Source organism: Microvirga sp. KLBC 81 (genome assembly GCF_003075415.1).
GTDB lineage: Bacteria > Pseudomonadota > Alphaproteobacteria > Rhizobiales > Beijerinckiaceae > Microvirga.
The window spans coordinates 1-15,565 of sequence record NZ_QDAH01000014.1; the positions used below are offsets into that span (position 1 = coordinate 1).

A 15,565-nucleotide genomic window follows, 5' to 3' on the forward strand; every position below is an offset into this window, starting at 1 on the left:
AAGTCAGCCAGCTCGTGAGCCCGGCGGCGCACGTCCTCCTCGTCGAACACGCCCTCACGCAGGCGACGGAAGAAGCGGGGCATGCCGCCCTCCAGCACCTTCCCGCGCGGGGAGAGCTGGGCGGAGCCCGGGGAGAGCATTTGCCCGAGCTCCAGCAGGTCGTCCTCGTTGCCGCCGGTGCCGTGCAGCAGCAGGAGCGGCGGCCGGCCGGGCTCCGTAGCCGGCTTGAAACGGTGGATGAACGAGAGTTCGGTCGTGGTGGTCATGGGATCCTCGGTTCGAGCCTTTTAGCCCGCGACTGGGAAAGGGAGTGGTACTCCACCGCCCGGTGCTGCCGGGCGATGAGGCTAGGGGTGTCGGGTCAGACGACCTTCGGCAGGACCGCGTCGATCTTCTCGCGGTTCGGCTCCAGGAAGCGCGGCAGCTTCAGGGCCTGACCGAGGGATTCGGCTGGCTCGTCGACCGCAAAGCCCGGATCGTCCGTGGCAATCTCGAACAGCAGGCCTCCCGGTTCACGGAAGTAGACCGCCCGGAAGTAGTCGCGGTCCTTCTGCTCTGTCGTGCGGATGCCGTGGTTCTCGGCAAGCTTCTTGACCATCTCTGTCTGCACGGCATCGTCAGTCGCCCGAAAGGCAATGTGATGAACCGTGCCAGCGCCCGGACGGCCACGCAGGAAGCCACCCGCCTCACGCAGGTCGACGATACCGCCGAGCGTCGTGTCGCCAGCCTTGTAACGGACCAGCGAACCCTCGCGGGCGATCTCCCTGAAGCCGAACACGTCCATCAGGATCGCGCCGGTCGGAGCTGCCTCGGGCACCAGCAGGCTGGCGCTGTGGAAACCGCGGATCGCATGCTCGGTCGGGATCTCGCCGGTGTTCCAGGCGGGCTCGTTCTCGATGCCCGGCACGGCCACCAGCGCGAGGCGCATGCCGTCGGGATCCTTGAACGCGACCACAGTCTCGCCGAAGCGCTTCTCGGGAGCCTCGTGCGGCACGCCCTTCTCGATCAGGCGGTGGGTCCAGTAGCCGATGGCGCCCTCGGGCACCCGGAACACGGTCTCCTGGGTCTCGCCGACGCCGAGCCGGCCCGGAGCGGCATGCTCCCACGGGAAGAAGGTCAGGATCGTGCCGGGCTGGCCGGCCTCGTCGCCGTAGTAGAAGTGATAGGTGCCGGGATCGTCGAAGTTGACGGTCTTCTTCACCAAGCGCAGCCCAAGGACGCGGGTATAGAAATCGAGGTTTCGTTGGGCGGGGCCCGCGATAGCCGTGATGTGGTGGATACCGTTCTGGCGCATTGTCGTGTCCTTTCATGGGGCACCCAGCGCCCCGGTGTTGCTCCAGAGATAAGCGGGTTCCGAACCGATGCCACACCGTTTTGATTGCGTGAACGCAATATCATGATTGCTTTCCGGTCGATTGCATTGCATTAGTGAAAGGATCACGTTCGTCGCCAACGGGCCATTTCCGGTCCAGGAGACAGATCCATGATAGACAATCGCTTTGCCCCCTATGGTGCCTTCGCCCTGCGGGCCGGCCTCGGCATCATGTTCATCGCCCACGCCTACCTGAAGATCGCCGTGTTCACGGTGCCGGGCTTCGCCGGCTTCCTTGGCCAGGTCGGCTTCCCGGGCTTCCTCGCCTGGCCCATCATCCTGGCCGAGCTGATCGGCGGCCTTGCCATCCTTTCCGGCTTCTATGCCCGGGTGGTCTCAATCGTGCTGCTCCCCGTCCTGCTCGGCGCACTTCTCGTCCATGCTCCGAACGGCTGGGTGTTCAATGCACCGAACGGCGGCTGGGAATATCCCGCATTCCTCGCCCTCGCGGCTGTGGTCCACGTCCTGATCGGTGACGGCGCCTTTGCCCTGAAGCCGGTCGGCTTCCCGGCTGGCCCTGCCGCCTCGCTGCGTCCCCGGATCGGCTAGAGCATCGGACGTGAAAAGTGGACTTGCACCTTTGGGAACAATCCGACGCTCCCTTCTCTAGAGAGCGCATCGTTGAAGCGTAAAACCGGGTCCACTTTTCGCTGACGCGGCCCTTCGGGTCCGCACGATGCGCTAACCGGACCGAAGCCTTAACCCGGCGGTCCGCGCCTCCCGCGCGGCCGCCCCAACCGGCACGGTAACTTGTCATGGTTGAACCGTACAAGAACTTGTCTTGGGATGACTTCCGCCTGATCAAGGCCATCGCCGACGTGCGCAGCCTGCCGGCGGCGGCCGCGCGCCTCGGCATCAACCACTCCACCGTGTTCCGCCGCCTCGGCCAGATCGAGGAGGCGCTCGGGGCCAAGCTCTTCGAGCGCCACCGCAGCGGCTATACCCTCACCGCGATCGGCGAGGAGATGGTCGCCCTGGCCCAGCGGGTCGACGAGGACATCACCGCCTTCACCCGCAAGATGGCCGGACGGGAGCTGGCGCCCGCAGGCGAGCTGCGGGTGACCACCAACGACTCGCTCTTGGTGCACCTGCTCACGCCCCTGTTCGTCAAGTTCCGCAAGCAATGCCACGACGTGCGCCTCGACGTGGTTCTGGCCAACCAGGAGTTGAACCTCTCGAAGCGCGATGCCGACGTGGCGATCCGCGCCACGGACAACCCTCCGGAGAATCTGGTCGGCCGGCGGGTCGCCACCATCGCCTGGGCGCTCTATGGCCGCGCCGGCGACTTCACGGACCCGGGTGCCGTCGATCCGGAGAGCCTCTACGAGCATGACTGGGTGTCCCTTGGCGACAACCTGGCGACGCTCAAGGCGGTGAAGTTCGTGCACGAGCACGTGTCACCGGAGCGGATCGGATACAAGGTCAACACGGTTCTCGGCCTGGCCGAGGCGGTCGAGCAGGGCCTCGGCATCGGACACCTTCCCTGCTTTATCGGCGATGCCCGGCCCGGTCTCGTCCGCCTTGGCCCGCCCATTCGTGAGTTCGCGGCGGATCTCTGGCTCCTTACCCATCCCGATCTGCGCCACTCGCCCCGTGTCCGGGTGTTCCTCGACTTTCTGGCGGCGGAGGTCGCCAAGGAACGCAAGCTCATTGAGGGACAGGTTCAACAGAACCGGTTCACGAGTGAAGAGGCCAGCCAGCCGCCATGACGATCGTATCCAAAACGATCAGCCGCGTAGCGAGGGCGAGGCTACCGGCCGTCGGCCTTCTCTTGAGGATGCGCCTTCGCCTGGGAGCGCAATCATGCACAGGTATGGGATGCCCGGCCGCAAGTGCTACCAAGTGCTACAAGGGCATAATCATACCCGTCAGGTCTGGGATGAGGTGACCAGTATCATGGGTGCTGCCTAGGAATCAGGCCTGAACCCGATTGATATGTCCATCTTCAACACCTTGACGATGCGTGCGGCCATTCTTGCCGGACGGCCAAATGAAGGGTGCAGCGTGGGTCGATAGGCTGGCGGAACACATGAGATAAGAGACCGCCCGTCGATGTAATCATTATTGTGGCTCGTTGATATGGCAACCGTTCAGGAAAACACATACTCTGGGCTGTTTGGCCAACGGCTTGGACGCCATCTCAAGATGGCGAGTCAGACCATTCTTCACGTCTCGAGGGAGGATCGCCTGTCGCTCGCCGTGACTCGACTAACCTGTATGCGCCAGGAGAGGGACCGGACTTCCTCAATCGAACCCGAGGCTGCCTTCAACGTCACCTATCGGTTGAAGGATGTCGAAGAACACGAGTTCTGGTCCAATGGCCGCATGCGCTATGTTCGAGGCTTCGCGGCAGGAACGGTGAACGCGATCGACCTATCGGAGGATCCCCGCAGCCGGGCTCGGGGTCCAGTTGACGCCTTGCAGTTCTACATGCGCAAGGAAGTGCTGGACGACCTCGCCTACGAGCGTGGCGCCTCGCCAATTTCGACCCTGCGCTCCTTGCCTGATGCCTCTGACCCGATTCTGGGATCGATGTGTGCGTTCCTTCTGTCGGCGCCACCGGAGATGGCGCAGACCAACCAACTCTTCGTCGATCAGATGGCGCTGAGCCTGTTGACCTACTTCGCGGAAGGTTATGGGGGCATGCACATTCCACCGATCCCACCCAATGGCAGTCTCGCAGCATGGCAGGAACGCCGCGCGAAGGAGATCCTGCATTCCCGCCTCGCCGCTCGCCTCGCGATTGCCGATGTTGCGCGCGAATGCAATCTCACACCGAGTTACTTCGCCAAGGCCTTCCGCCGCACGACGGGGATGAGCCCGCATCAATATCTGACGCATATTCGCTTGGAGGAAGCCAAAGGCCTCCTCCTGTCCTCATCCCTGCCTCTGGCCGACATCGCGCTCATTTGCGGGTTCGGGGACCAGAGCTATTTCACGCGCGTTTTTACGCGTTCGGTTGGCGCGAGCCCCGGCGCGTGGCGCAGGTCGATGCTCCGGTAAGCGCAGACAACGACCTTCGTGGCCATGCTGCAAGGCTGCCCATGAGGCGACCTCAGGTCTACAGCCTCGGACGTGAACAGTGGATTTGCACTTTTGGGACCCATCCGATGCTTTCTCCTACAATGAGAGCATCGTTGAGAGCGGAACCGGAGGTCCGCCCCGAACGATGCGCTCATCACAGAACATGAGCATCGAGTCGATCCCAAAACTGGGTCCACTCTTGGGTCCGATACTCGAGGTGGCTTGCGGAGGTCTCAGGACAGTTGCGGGCGGCCATTGGGTCTTCGCCCATCAGGCACACGGTGCTTGCATGTCGGGGACGGAAGTGGAGGCAGGAGCTGTTGAAGCTCGCCCCGCCGCGCCTCAAGAGTAGGCGGCAGCCTCAAGCTCATGCCCAGCGTCTCGAAGCTTTCATCCACCTCAAAGCCAGGCCCGTCGGTCGCGATTTCCAGGAGAATTCCGCAGGTCGAGCGGAAATTGACGGATCGATAGTAGATCCGATCCTTTGGCGCTGTCGCGACGATCCCATACCGATCGTGGAGCGCTTGGACGAGAGCGTCCTGGTCGGCCGCGTCACGGGCGCGGAAAGCGGCATGATGCACGCTTCCGGCCCCGAGCTGGCCGCGGGCGAGGCGGCCGCTCTCGTCAAGCGTGATGGTGCCGCCTGCGCCGTCATGGGCCGCAAGCCGAACGAATCTGCCACTACGACCTGTCTCGGCGAAACCCAAGACGTCCCGGAACAACTCGTTCAGTGGATCGGCCCTGCGGACCTTCAACACGAGATCGTGCAGTCCCTGAAGCGCGCAGGACGCGGGGACTTCCGGATGGCGCCAGGTTGTCGGCCGCGTCGGCGGGCCCGCTTCCACGAGGGCGAGCACCGCGCCATCCGGGTCCTCGAAGGTCAGGCAACTCTCACCGAATGCGGTCCGGCCGGCCTGGTGGCGAACATTGGCCGCACCGAGGCGCCGCGTCCACCAGTCCAGCGAGCCTGACGGAATGCGAAACGACGTCTGCCATGCTTCGCATGCCCCACGCTTCCCGCGCGGCACGCGCTGCCACGGAAACAGGGTGAACAGCGTGCCGGGCCGGCCGGCCTCATTGCCGAAGCAGAGATGGAACGTGCCGGGGTCCTCGTGAGAGACAGTCCGCTTCACGAGCCTCATCCCGAGCAGGCATGCGTAGAAGCGCCAGCTCCGCTCGGCGTCGCTCGAGATCAGCGTGACGTGATGAAGGCCGCGTCCGGCCATGGCGTCCCTCCAGTGTATCGTTGCTGATACCCTAATCGCAACGAAAGCCGTTTGTCTTGCACTCTTTGGCGTTTGTCGGCGCTCTCCGCCGCGACACGACCAAATCGTCCAACCGAGTCTCAAGTTGTCCAAGATTTTGAGGCTCAATGGCGCCATTGTTCTGCGGCAGTTCCACCACAAGAGGACCAGACCATGCCGATCAAAGCGTCTCCCACTCCCGGTTCAAAGCTCATCAACCCCACGGATCACGCACTCATCCTGATCGACTTCCAGTCCCAGATGTCGTTTGCGACCAAGTCGATCGATGCCGTCAACCTGCGCACCAATGCCGCTTTGATTTCCCAGGCAGCGGCTGGCTTCAAGGTGCCGACGATCCTGACGACGGTTGCGGAGAAGAGCTTTTCCGGCCCGATGTTCAGCGAGATCACGGAGGCCTTCCCGGGCCAGAGACTCCTCGACCGCACCTCCATGAACACCTGGGAGGATGCCGCCGTCATCGAGGAGGTGAACCGGATCGGAAAGAATCGCTTGGTCTTCGCTGGCCTTTGGACCTCCGTCTGCATCGTCGGCCCGACGCTCTCAGCGCTCGATCAGGGCTTCGAGGTTTATGTCGTCACGGATGCGTGCGGCGATGTTTCGACCGAAGCGCATGAGCGTGCGGTGGAACGCATGATCCAGGCCGGCGTCAGGCCGATGACCTCGTTGCAATACCTGCTGGAACTTCAGCGCGATTGGGCCCGCACAGAGACCTACGACATGACCACAGGCATCGCCAAGAAATACGGCGGTGCCTACGGACTTGGCATCATCTACGCCAAGACCATGTTCGGGGCCCACGAGGGCTGATCGGTCCATGATGGACGCGGCGCCGTGTCGGCCATCGATGCGGCGCCCCTCCTCATGCACCCGCCAGGGAGGCATCGTTGAAAGTCTACCTTCTGTCGCTCGGGGCCGGCCTGCTGGTCGGCATCATCTACAGCTTGATCAACGTGCGCTCGCCGGCGCCGCCAGTGGTCGCCCTGGTGGGTCTACTCGGCATCCTGGTCGGCGAGCAGATCCCGCCCCTCATCAAGAGCTTCTGGCAGAAGGAGCCGCCGACGCAGTCCTGGTCGCATCAGGTGCGTCCGCACGTCTTCGGCCACATGCCACAAGGGGCAAGGCCCTCCGAGCAGACGGCCGATGCCCAGGATAAGGCATCATGACCACGCGCCGCACCTTTCTCGGCGCCGCAGCAGGCTTTGTCCTTCACGGATCACAAGCGCCCGCCGATGCTTCAGACGCAACCCGACCCCCGATGGGAGACACGTCCATGAAAGCCGACTTCATCCTGCATTCTGGTCTATTCACCACGCTGAACCGTGCGAATCCGAGCGCCAGCGCCGTAGCCATCAAGGATGGGACGTTTCTGGCCGTGGGCGACGAGCGCGAGGTGACGGCCTATGCCGATGAACGCACCAGGATCATCGACCTCAAGGGACGGCGCGTCATCCCGGGGCTGATCGACAGCCACATGCACATCATCCGCGGCGGGCTCAACTACAACATGGAATTGCGTTGGGACGGCGTCCGCTCTCTCGCTCAAGCCATGCGCATGCTGAAGGAGCAGGTCGACCGCACGCCTGCCCCGCAATGGGTGCGCGTGGTCGGCGGCTTCACCGAGCACCAGTTCGCCGAGAAGCGACTGCCGACGCTGGACGAGATCAACACCATCGCGCCGGATACCCCCGTCTTCATCTTGCATCTGTATGATCGTGCGCTGCTGAATGGGGCAGCCCTGCGCGCGGTCGGCTACACCAAGGACACGCCGAACCCGCCCGGTGGCGAGATCCAGCGCGACGCAAATGGCAATCCGACCGGTCTTCTCATCGCCAAGCCCAATGCGACGATTCTCTATGCAACACTGGCGAAGGGTCCGAAGCTCCCGCCCGAGTACCAGAAGAACTCTTCGCGTCACTTCATGCGCGAGGTGAACCGGCTCGGCGTGACCGGCGTCATCGATGCCGGTGGAGGCTATCAGAACTACCCGGACGACTATGCCATTATCGAGGAGTTGCACCACGAGGGGCTCCTGACCGTGCGCCTCGCCTACAACCTCTTTACTCAGAAGCCGAAGGAGGAGCTCAAGGACTTCGACACCTGGGCGAAGCAGGTCAAACCAGGCCAAGGCGACGATCTTTATCGCCACAACGGCGCCGGCGAGATGCTGGTCTACTCCGCCGCCGACTTCGAGGACTTCAAGGTCGAGCGGCCCGACATGCCCCCCTCCATGGAAGGAGACCTCGAACCTGTCATCCGCCTGCTGGTCGAGAACCGTTGGCCCTGGCGGCTGCACGCCACCTATAACGAGACCATCACCCGAGCTCTCGACGTATTCGAGAAGGTCAACCGGGACATTCCCTTCGACGGCCTGCACTGGTTCTTCGACCATGCCGAGACGATCGATGACCGCAACATCGACCGCATTGCCGCTCTCGGCGGCGGCATCGCGGTCCAGCACCGCATGGCGTTCCAGGGCGAGGACTTCGTCCAGCGCTATGGTGCCAAGGCCGCTGAACACACGCCGCCGATCCGCCGCATGCTGGAAGCGGGCGTGCCAGTCGGCGCGGGCACGGATGCCACACGAGTCGCGTCCTACAACCCGTGGGTCTCGCTGTCCTGGCTTGTGACTGGCAAGACCCTCGGAGGCCTCACCCTCTATCCGGCCGCGAACCGCCTCGATCGGGAAAGCGCCCTGCGGCTGTGGACCGAGGCTAACACCTGGTTCTCGAACGAGCCGGGCAAGAAGGGCCAGATCAAGGAAGGCCAGTTGGCCGACCTGGCGGTTCTGTCCGACGACTACTTCTCAGTACCTGAGGACTCCATCCAGGATATCACCTCGGTCCTCACCCTGCTTGGCGGCAAGGCAGTGCACGGTGATGCCGAGTTCAAGGATCTCGCACCGCCCTTGCCTCCGCCGATGCCCGACTGGTCGCCAGTGCGAGTCTATGGAGGCTATCAGCAACGGGCTGACACCGGCGAGGAGCGCAAGTATGCCTTCGCAGCGGCGTGCGGCTGCGCCAACACCTGCGGCGTGCATGGTCATGCCCATGCCAATGCCTGGGGCGCCAACCTGCCGGCCTCGGACGCGCGCTCGTTCTGGGGTGTTCTCGGTTGCTCGTGCTGGGCCTTCTGAGGGAGAGTGCCATGTCTGACATCGCCGCTCCTCGCCCGATAGCACAGATACTGGCCCTGCCTGGGTTCGACTATCTGGCGCGCCTCGCACTTGCATCGCCCTTCCTGATCAGCGGGATCGTGAAGCTCCTCGACTTCAATGGCGCCGTGAACGAGGTCGCGGGTCTGGGCCTCCAGCCTGCCACACTGATCGCAAGCGTCCTTGTGTGCACCCAGCTCGGCGGATCGGCCCTCCTCCTGACCCGCCGCTACTGCTGGCTCGGAGCCGGCATCCTGGCAGTCTTTACGGCCCTGGCCACCCTCCTCGCCTATCCGTTCTGGGCGTTCGATGGCCCAGAACGCGGTCGCCAGATTGCAACGTTCTTCGAGCATGTTGCCATTGTGGGCGGACTCGCTTTCGCCGCTCTGTTTATCAACGGGTGGAGTGGACGGTCATGACGCAAAGCACGATCACCGAACACCCGGTGCCGCCTCCCACGCCCGGCACCTTCGCCCCCCTCCACCACCGCCTCTTCGCGGTGATCTGGACCGCGACGGTGCTCGGCAACATCGGCACCTTCATGCGCGATGTCGCCTCCGCCTGGCTCGTCACGGAAATCTCCGCATCGCCCGCCGCGGTGGCCATGATCCAGGCGGCAGGCACCCTGCCGATCTTTCTTCTCGCGATCCCGGCGGGCGTCCTGTCCGATATCTTGGACCGGCGCCGGTTTCTCATCGCGATCCAGATCGCGCTCGCGGTCGTAAGCTCGTTGCTTGCCGTGCTGGCCTGGATGAGCATGGCTTCGGTCGAGAGCCTTATCGTCCTCACGTTCCTCGGCGGGGTGGGCGCGGCGCTTGCGACGCCAGCCTGGCAGGCGATCACGCCGGAGCTCGTTCCCCGATCCGACATCAAGGGTGCCGTGGCGCTCAATTCACTCGGCATCAACATCGCTCGGTCCATCGGTCCGGCCCTTGGAGGCTTCCTGCTTGCCGCGCTCGGGGCCGCAACGGTCTACGGGATCGACGTCCTGACATATCTCCTTGTCGGAGGAGCCCTGCTCTGGTGGCGGCGTGAAGCCGATGCAGATGACGGCCTGCGGGAGCAGTTCGGGGGAGCCCTGCGGGCAGGCCTGCGTTACGCCCGCGCCAGCCGTGACCTCCACCGGATCCTGTGGCGGGCCGTTCTGTTCTTCGCCTTCGCCAGTGCCGTCTGGGCGTTGCTCCCCATCGTGGCGCGGCAGGAGATCGGCGGAGGACCGAGCTTCTACGGCCTGCTGCTCGGCAGCGTCGGGGCGGGTGCCATCGTCGGCGCCGTCCTGCTGCCACGAGCCCGCACCCGCCTCGGGCAGGACCGTCTCGTGCTGGTGGCATCGCTCGTGACGGCAGGCTCAACCGCCCTGCTCGCGCTGACCAACTCGGAGGTCGTGGCGCTCATCGCGACCTTCGTGCTCGGAATCGCGTGGATCGCGATGCTGACCACCCTCAACAGCACCATGCAGGCGATCCTGCCGAACTGGATCCGCGGCCGGGGCTTGGCGATCTATCTCACCGCGTTCAACGGCGCCATGGCGGCCGGCAGTCTGGGGTGGGGCTTCCTGGCGCAGGCGATCGGCACGGACACGACCCTGCTCTTCGCCGGCGTCAGTCTTGCTGTCATCGCAGCGTTGGCTCACAGAGCCCCCCTGCCCAGCGGAGAGGGCGACCTGACGCCGTCGCTGCACTGGCCCGAGCCGGCGATGGCCGAGCCCATTGCGCACGACCGCGGACCGGTGATGGTCATGGTGACCTACCGCATCCGTCAGGCGGATCGCGTCGCCTTCCTTACAACTCTCGAGCGTCTCTCCGAGGAACGCCGGCGTGACGGCGCCTATGCCTGGGGCATCTCCGAGGATGCGGCGGATCCCGAGCATCTCGTCGAATGGTTCTTCGTCGAATCCTGGGCCGAGCACCTGCGCCAGCACAAGCGGGTCTCAAAGGCGGACGCCGACATTCAGGCGGAGGCGCGTCGCTTCCATCAGGGAGTGGAGCCGCCCCTGGTCCAGCACTTCCTGGCGGTCAGCAAACCCAGTCGGGATGTCCATTGAGACTTAACAAGGGACATTGCGACGTCGGAACTGCCGGAAAGCATCATACCCCTCACCCGCTGCGACACACTTCTAGAGCATCGTGCGGACCTCCGGTTTGCCGCTCTCAACGATGCTCTCATTGTAGGAGAAAGCATCGGATGGGTCCCAAAAGTGCAAATCCACTTTTCACGTCCGAGGCTGTAGGAGTTGCGGCACTCACGGCCTCCCTCGCACTGCCAAGCAGGTCGGGCGCGGCGGCAACACTCACGCAAGCAGAAGGAAGGGATCCGTCGCAAATTCGAAGGGAGGACCTGACAGTGGCCGGTGCATTGTTCGGTGCTCATGCGGCGAGCAGGTCAAACTGCTCGGCGAGTGACAGCTGCGAACGGCAGGCGTAGTTCGCCTGCCCTTTCCGCATCATGTGGATCAGCTCAATGCCACTAAGGATCACTTGAGCGCTTGCAATGGACTGGAAGCCGAGCATGGGGCGAACCCGCCGCTTGATAGCGCGATGATCCTTCTCAATACGGTTATTCAGATAGGCGCTTTGTCGGATGCAGATGGCTTCAGCTTGCGCCCTGATCGATCGCGAAGCCGGTCAGCGGTATCGCAGGACAGGATCGGTTCCGCCGCTTGCTGAACCAGAGCTCGACGGCGTCACCATTGCTGTCGATAGCTCGATAGAGATATTTCCATTGGCCTCGGACTTTGATGTAAGTCTCATCCACGTGCCATTCCCGACTGACGCTTCGTTTGCGAAGATTGAAGCGCTCGAGCAGCTCAGGCGAGTAGCGGATAACCCACCTGTGAATGGTCGCATGATCGACTGAGATGCCGCGCTCGGCCATCATCTCCTTGAGATTGCGCAGGCTCAGACCGTAGGCCAGATACGAGCGCACGCAGAGCAGGATCACAGATTGATCAAAATGCCTGCCCTTGAACACGCCACGCTCCGCTACTGAGACCGCCATCTCAGTAGCTGAAACTCTGAAACAAACAGTTTGCGACGAAGCCACAAAAAGTGCGAGATCGACTATGAAAGCTCAAACACCATCAACACGGTCAAATGGTTCTACACCTGTACAGGTTCGGCGACCATTCAGTATTGATAGACACTCGAACGGTAGCCTCAACAGCGCGCGTGCTTCACGCCTGGCCACCCAGAGATTCAAGCACAAAGCTGACATCAGCCAGCGATTGCCGAGTAAAAAACGCAATTTATGAGTACACGCCCTAAATCAAAATCTCTTGGCTAAAGCCGCTTCATCAGCCGTGCGGCTGCCAGGACGAGTTGCGCATCGAGCATCTCCTCAGCAGCGTCATCGCAGGCATCGTTCACGAGACTGCTTTTCGAGGGATCGCTCCGCCTTCGTCAGCTGTCTCAATGGCATCCGACCTTCTCAGCCTCGCTGCGAGCCATTGCAAAACCGCACGCACCTCATCGGCAGCTTTTCCAAAGGGGTTGAACTCAGTCACGCCCAGACCCGACGCAAGAGCGTCGACGTGGTCGGACCGATGCGCCAGTGTCGGGTCACATAAGCTCCCAAGCAACTGGAGAGCCATACGTGCATTGGAGGTCCGACTCGTTCGTCCGCCCGTTGGACATTGATTGAGGACGAATGCGAAAGGCTTGTCGCGCTCGTTCAGGTACCGAACGGTCGGTTTGCTGGCCTCAATATCAGCGACACTGGGGCGGACCGGCAGCAAACAGAAATGCGCCTGTCTCATCGCTTCTGACGCGGCATGGCTGTCCGCCCCGGGCGTGTCAACGATGGCAAGGTCGTAGCCCTGCCGGTCAAAAGTGTAGAGGCGAGAGGGCAGATAGGTCCAGGCAAGCGAATGAACCTCCGGCGCTTCAGCGGTCCGCCGCTTGTACCATTCTCCGGTTGTCCCTTGGGGGTCGATGTCGAGAACGACGACTTTCAAGCCGCTTTCCGCCGCAGCCACTGCCAGTGAGACAGCTAGGCTGCTCTTACCGGTTCCACCCTTCTGGGTGACGAACGAGACGATGTGCATCAAGCATCTCCGCCCAAATCCTAATGTGCTGTACGCATCTGGTCACATCACCGGTGATGAGCTTAAAGCATCCTGAGGAACAGGATCCCTATCAATCCGGCTCACCTTACTCTCACGCAACGCACGCTTGGCTCCTCGGAGCTGGTTTTCGGCCGCTTCCAAAGCGCTCTTGAAGGCCAGATGGTAATCCTCGTGCTGAAACTCGGCGCTCACCATCTTGAGCGTGGCTAACTGAATATCGACGGTGCAGCGGAACAATGGTCCTTCACGGTTCACGTGTACCGAGGCTGTGCTGAGCCGTCCGAAGTGTTTGATTGTCGTGCGAAGAATGCTTGTCTCGGCAAGCTCGCGAAATGCGTGCCCCAGGTCGAGATCTGGGCTTTGGACAGCAATCAGCTTGCTTGCGCTCTGCAGGTCCATTCCATTCTCCTGTGTTAGTGACATAGAGGTCGGGGCCACACATTCGCTGATTGGGGTAGACGACGCACAACAGGCCTTCGGCCGTTTCAAAAGAAGAGCGCCCATTCGGCTGGCGCTCTAAGGTCGGTCGCTGACGCGACCGTCTCAGGGAGAACGACCGTGCCAAGAGGCACGAGGTAAGGCTGCGCCCGAATGGTAAATGAACCATTACCAGAACAGCCCTGCGGACGATTATTGGTCGCTCCTGCCTGCAGCATGAGCGTTGGCGCAAAGCTCTCTCACGTTGAGCAACAGTCAGAGAGTAATGCGTCGGCTGTCGACGGTTTCAGCGTGTGCCTGCATTTGCCGACAGAGACCGAGGAGCCCACCAATGAGGGCAGTGGTCAGAATGAGGCCCCACTGCGGGCTCGATGGATCGCTGCCATGGCGTGCTCGCGCGTATCGAACTCCATCTGACTACAGCCTCGGACCCAAGTGGATTTGCACTGTTGGGACCGTTCCGATGCTTTCTCCTACAATGAGAGCATCGTTGAGAGCGGAAAACCGGATCCACTTTTCACTGGCGTGGCCCTTCGGGTCGCTGACGCGGACCTTCGGTTCCGCACGATGCTCTAGCATGAGAAGGACTATCGCTAAGAGCGGCACCGTCGTTGCTTGCTTTGGCATTGCGCCCCAGAATCTTTCTTTGCTGGCATCCTGAGCAAGCTCTGTATTCCGGCAGAAATTCCTAATGGAAACCTCGTGGAAAATGGTTTCATGTTGGTCGGCAACCAAAGCGACGCGATCGCCTTCCTCAAGGATCTTCTCACCTCGCAAGGCGCTGAGGTCGAGCTCATCTCGACGCATGCCTCCCTAATCCTTCTAGCCGGTGAACGCGCGTTCAAAATGAAACGCGCCGTGCATTACCCTTACCTCGACTTTTCGACGCCGGAGAAACGGCTTGCCTATTGCCAAGCCGAGATCGAACTGAACCGGCGCACCGCGCCCAATCTGTACCTCGGCGTGCGTACCATAACGCGCGAGAACGACGGCAGCCTGGTTCTCGGAGGGACAGGCCCACTGGTCGATGCGGTTGTCGAGATGCGACGATTCGGACAGGACTCTCTCTTCGACACCATGGCTCGGAATGGCGTCCTTTCGTCCGAGCTCATGACCGAGTTGACCCGTCAGGTCGCGAAGCTGCACCGCGGCGCAGCGGTCAGCTTCACTCACGGTGGCTCCGCCGGGATCGCCGCCGTTCTCGACATCAACGACCGAGGGCTCCGAGAAACATTGCTGGTAAGCCCGGAGGCTGCAGGCGATGTCGCGGATCTGTTCCTGCAGGCGCTCGGTCGGCACTCAGAATGCCTTGAGCAGCGCCGGAAAGCCGGAAAGGTCCGGCGCTGCCACGGCGACCTGATCCTGCGCAACATCTGCCTGATCGATGGCGTGCCGACCCTGTTCGATTGTCTCGAGTTCAACGAAGCGCTCGCGACCATTGATGTTCTTTACGATCTTGCTTTCCTGCTGATGGATCTGTGGCATCGAAATCAACGGGAGCTCGCGAACCTCGTTTACAACCGCTATCTTGACGAATGCGACGAAGCGGATGGGCTGGCGCTGGTTCCCTTCTTTATGGCAATCCGAGCCGCCGTCCGTGCGCATGTTACGGCGGCTCAGGCCAACGATGCACCGTCCGGGTCACAGGAGCTTCTTCGCACGGAGGCCCGAGCTTATTTCGATCTCGCGGTTGATCTCCTGAAGAGCACCGACCCGATGCTCGTTGCCCTCGGCGGCCTCAGCGGAACCGGCAAATCGACGATGGCCTCTCTCATCGCGCCAAGCATCGGTGCGGCTCCCGGGGCTCGCATCCTCAACACAGATCGCATTCGCAAGCGCATGTACGGATTACCCGTGGAGGTGCGCTTGCCGAAGGCGGCCTACCGGCCAGAGGTCTCCCAAAAGGTCTATGCCGCTCTCCGGCAGGAAGCGGCGGAAGCCCTCGTCGCGGGCTCTGCCGTCGTTGCGGATGCTGTTTTCGACCGGGCTGCCGAGCGTCAGGCGATCGAAGCCATAGCCAAGACCTCGGGCGTTCCGTTCCGCGGCTTCTGGCTCGATGCACCGGAAGCAACCCTTCTGCGCCGGGTCGAGGCACGTCGAAACGATCCGTCGGATGCAACGGCTCAAGTACTCGCGGCGCAGATCCGGCGAGCCCCCGGCGAAATGACCTGGCAGCGGATTGATGCGACGGCCGAACCATCTCGAATCCGAGCAGCGATCTTAGCGCTCCTTCGGCTCACGTCCTGAGCGGG

Annotated in this window: 14 protein-coding genes and 1 pseudogene; 9 read left to right on the plus strand and 6 right to left on the minus strand. The window is 62.5% G+C overall.

Annotated elements, in window-relative coordinates:
• Positions 1-266: alpha/beta hydrolase (locus DC522_RS11660; protein WP_371679372.1), on the minus strand; the 266-nt coding region annotated here is incomplete at its 3' end.
• Positions 267-361: 95 nt separating this feature from the next.
• Positions 362-1,294, minus strand: coding sequence for a ring-cleaving dioxygenase (locus DC522_RS11665; protein ID WP_116528889.1), 933 nt, complete (start codon positions 1,292-1,294; stop codon positions 362-364).
• Between the two features lie 189 nt (positions 1,295-1,483).
• On the opposite strand from DC522_RS11665, the gene DC522_RS11670 reads away from it, so the two are divergent.
• From DC522_RS11670 to DC522_RS11680, 3 genes are all read left to right on the plus strand, one after another.
• A complete protein-coding gene (locus DC522_RS11670; RefSeq protein ID WP_116528890.1) occupies positions 1,484-1,921 on the plus strand; it encodes a DoxX family protein in 438 nt (145 codons plus the stop codon).
• 206 nt (positions 1,922-2,127) lie between these two features.
• On the plus strand, positions 2,128-3,081 hold the full coding sequence (locus tag DC522_RS11675) for a LysR family transcriptional regulator (protein WP_116528891.1): 954 nt from the start codon (positions 2,128-2,130) through the stop codon (positions 3,079-3,081).
• Between the two features lie 436 nt (positions 3,082-3,517).
• Positions 3,518-4,375: a helix-turn-helix transcriptional regulator gene (locus DC522_RS11680; protein WP_245444097.1), complete on the plus strand. Its 858-nt coding sequence runs from the start codon at positions 3,518-3,520 to the stop codon at positions 4,373-4,375.
• A 254-nt stretch (positions 4,376-4,629) separates the two neighbouring features.
• On the opposite strand, the gene DC522_RS11685 is transcribed toward DC522_RS11680, so the two are convergent.
• The gene (locus tag DC522_RS11685) at positions 4,630-5,622 is read right to left on the minus strand and encodes a VOC family protein (protein WP_165820127.1); all 993 of its coding nucleotides are present in this window, start codon (positions 5,620-5,622) and stop codon (positions 4,630-4,632) included.
• 198 nt (positions 5,623-5,820) lie between these two features.
• Between DC522_RS11685 and DC522_RS11690 the strand changes: the two genes are divergently transcribed.
• The 5 genes from DC522_RS11690 to DC522_RS11710 all read left to right on the plus strand — a co-directional run bounded on the left by DC522_RS11690 (position 5,821) and on the right by DC522_RS11710 (position 10,856).
• Complete coding sequence (locus DC522_RS11690) at positions 5,821-6,468, plus strand: hydrolase (RefSeq protein WP_165820135.1); 648 nt, start codon at positions 5,821-5,823, stop codon at positions 6,466-6,468.
• 77 nt (positions 6,469-6,545) lie between these two features.
• Positions 6,546-6,824 carry a XapX domain-containing protein gene (locus DC522_RS11695; protein WP_116528894.1) on the plus strand — a complete coding sequence of 93 codons (279 nt, stop codon included), beginning with the start codon at positions 6,546-6,548 and terminating at the stop codon, positions 6,822-6,824.
• On the plus strand, positions 6,821-8,794 hold the full coding sequence (locus tag DC522_RS11700) for an amidohydrolase (protein WP_116528895.1): 1,974 nt from the start codon (positions 6,821-6,823) through the stop codon (positions 8,792-8,794). The genes DC522_RS11695 and DC522_RS11700 overlap by 4 nt, the downstream gene beginning before the upstream one ends.
• 11 nt (positions 8,795-8,805) lie before the next feature.
• Entirely contained in the window at positions 8,806-9,231 is a 426-nt protein-coding gene (locus DC522_RS11705) for a DoxX family protein (RefSeq protein ID WP_116528896.1), read from the plus strand.
• Entirely contained in the window at positions 9,228-10,856 is a 1,629-nt protein-coding gene (locus tag DC522_RS11710; RefSeq protein ID WP_116528897.1) for an MFS transporter, read from the plus strand. Before DC522_RS11705 ends, DC522_RS11710 begins: the two co-directional genes overlap by 4 nt.
• A gap of 322 nt (positions 10,857-11,178) precedes the next feature.
• Here the strand turns inward: DC522_RS11710 and DC522_RS11715 are convergent.
• The 3 genes and pseudogenes from DC522_RS11715 to DC522_RS11725 all read right to left on the minus strand — a co-directional run bounded on the left by DC522_RS11715 (position 11,179) and on the right by DC522_RS11725 (position 13,274).
• Positions 11,179-11,782: pseudogene (locus DC522_RS11715) on the minus strand (IS6 family transposase).
• 391 nt (positions 11,783-12,173) lie between these two features.
• Positions 12,174-12,854: a ParA family protein gene (locus DC522_RS11720; protein WP_116528898.1), complete on the minus strand. Its 681-nt coding sequence runs from the start codon at positions 12,852-12,854 to the stop codon at positions 12,174-12,176.
• 42 nt (positions 12,855-12,896) lie between these two features.
• Positions 12,897-13,274 (minus strand): HPF/RaiA family ribosome-associated protein, encoded by a 378-nt coding sequence (locus DC522_RS11725; RefSeq protein WP_165820128.1) that lies wholly within the window; start codon positions 13,272-13,274, stop codon positions 12,897-12,899.
• A 756-nt stretch (positions 13,275-14,030) separates the two neighbouring features.
• Here DC522_RS11725 and DC522_RS11735 point away from each other — a divergent pair.
• Positions 14,031-15,560 (plus strand): bifunctional aminoglycoside phosphotransferase/ATP-binding protein, encoded by a 1,530-nt coding sequence (locus DC522_RS11735; RefSeq protein WP_116528901.1) that lies wholly within the window; start codon positions 14,031-14,033, stop codon positions 15,558-15,560.
• The last annotated feature ends 5 nt before the right edge of the window (positions 15,561-15,565 follow it).

Excerpts from the sequence above, each read along its gene's own strand:
- DC522_RS11720 (WP_116528898.1), bottom strand. The coding sequence starts at position 12,854 with ATGCACATCGTCTCGTTCGTCACCCAGAAGGGTGGAACCGGTAAGAGC.
- DC522_RS11665 (WP_116528889.1), bottom strand. The coding sequence starts at position 1,294 with ATGCGCCAGAACGGTATCCACCACATCACGGCTATCGCGGGCCCCGCC.
- DC522_RS11675 (WP_116528891.1), top strand. The coding sequence starts at position 2,128 with ATGGTTGAACCGTACAAGAACTTGTCTTGGGATGACTTCCGCCTGATC.
- DC522_RS11680 (WP_245444097.1), top strand. The coding sequence starts at position 3,518 with ATGGCGAGTCAGACCATTCTTCACGTCTCGAGGGAGGATCGCCTGTCG.
- DC522_RS11685 (WP_165820127.1), bottom strand. The coding sequence starts at position 5,622 with ATGGCCGGACGCGGCCTTCATCACGTCACGCTGATCTCGAGCGACGCC.
- DC522_RS11700 (WP_116528895.1), top strand. The coding sequence starts at position 6,821 with ATGACCACGCGCCGCACCTTTCTCGGCGCCGCAGCAGGCTTTGTCCTT.
- DC522_RS11725 (WP_165820128.1), bottom strand. The coding sequence starts at position 13,274 with ATGGACCTGCAGAGCGCAAGCAAGCTGATTGCTGTCCAAAGCCCAGAT.
- DC522_RS11705 (WP_116528896.1), top strand. The coding sequence starts at position 8,806 with ATGTCTGACATCGCCGCTCCTCGCCCGATAGCACAGATACTGGCCCTG.
- DC522_RS11710 (WP_116528897.1), top strand. The coding sequence starts at position 9,228 with ATGACGCAAAGCACGATCACCGAACACCCGGTGCCGCCTCCCACGCCC.
- DC522_RS11735 (WP_116528901.1), top strand. The coding sequence starts at position 14,031 with ATGTTGGTCGGCAACCAAAGCGACGCGATCGCCTTCCTCAAGGATCTT.
- DC522_RS11670 (WP_116528890.1), top strand. The coding sequence starts at position 1,484 with ATGATAGACAATCGCTTTGCCCCCTATGGTGCCTTCGCCCTGCGGGCC.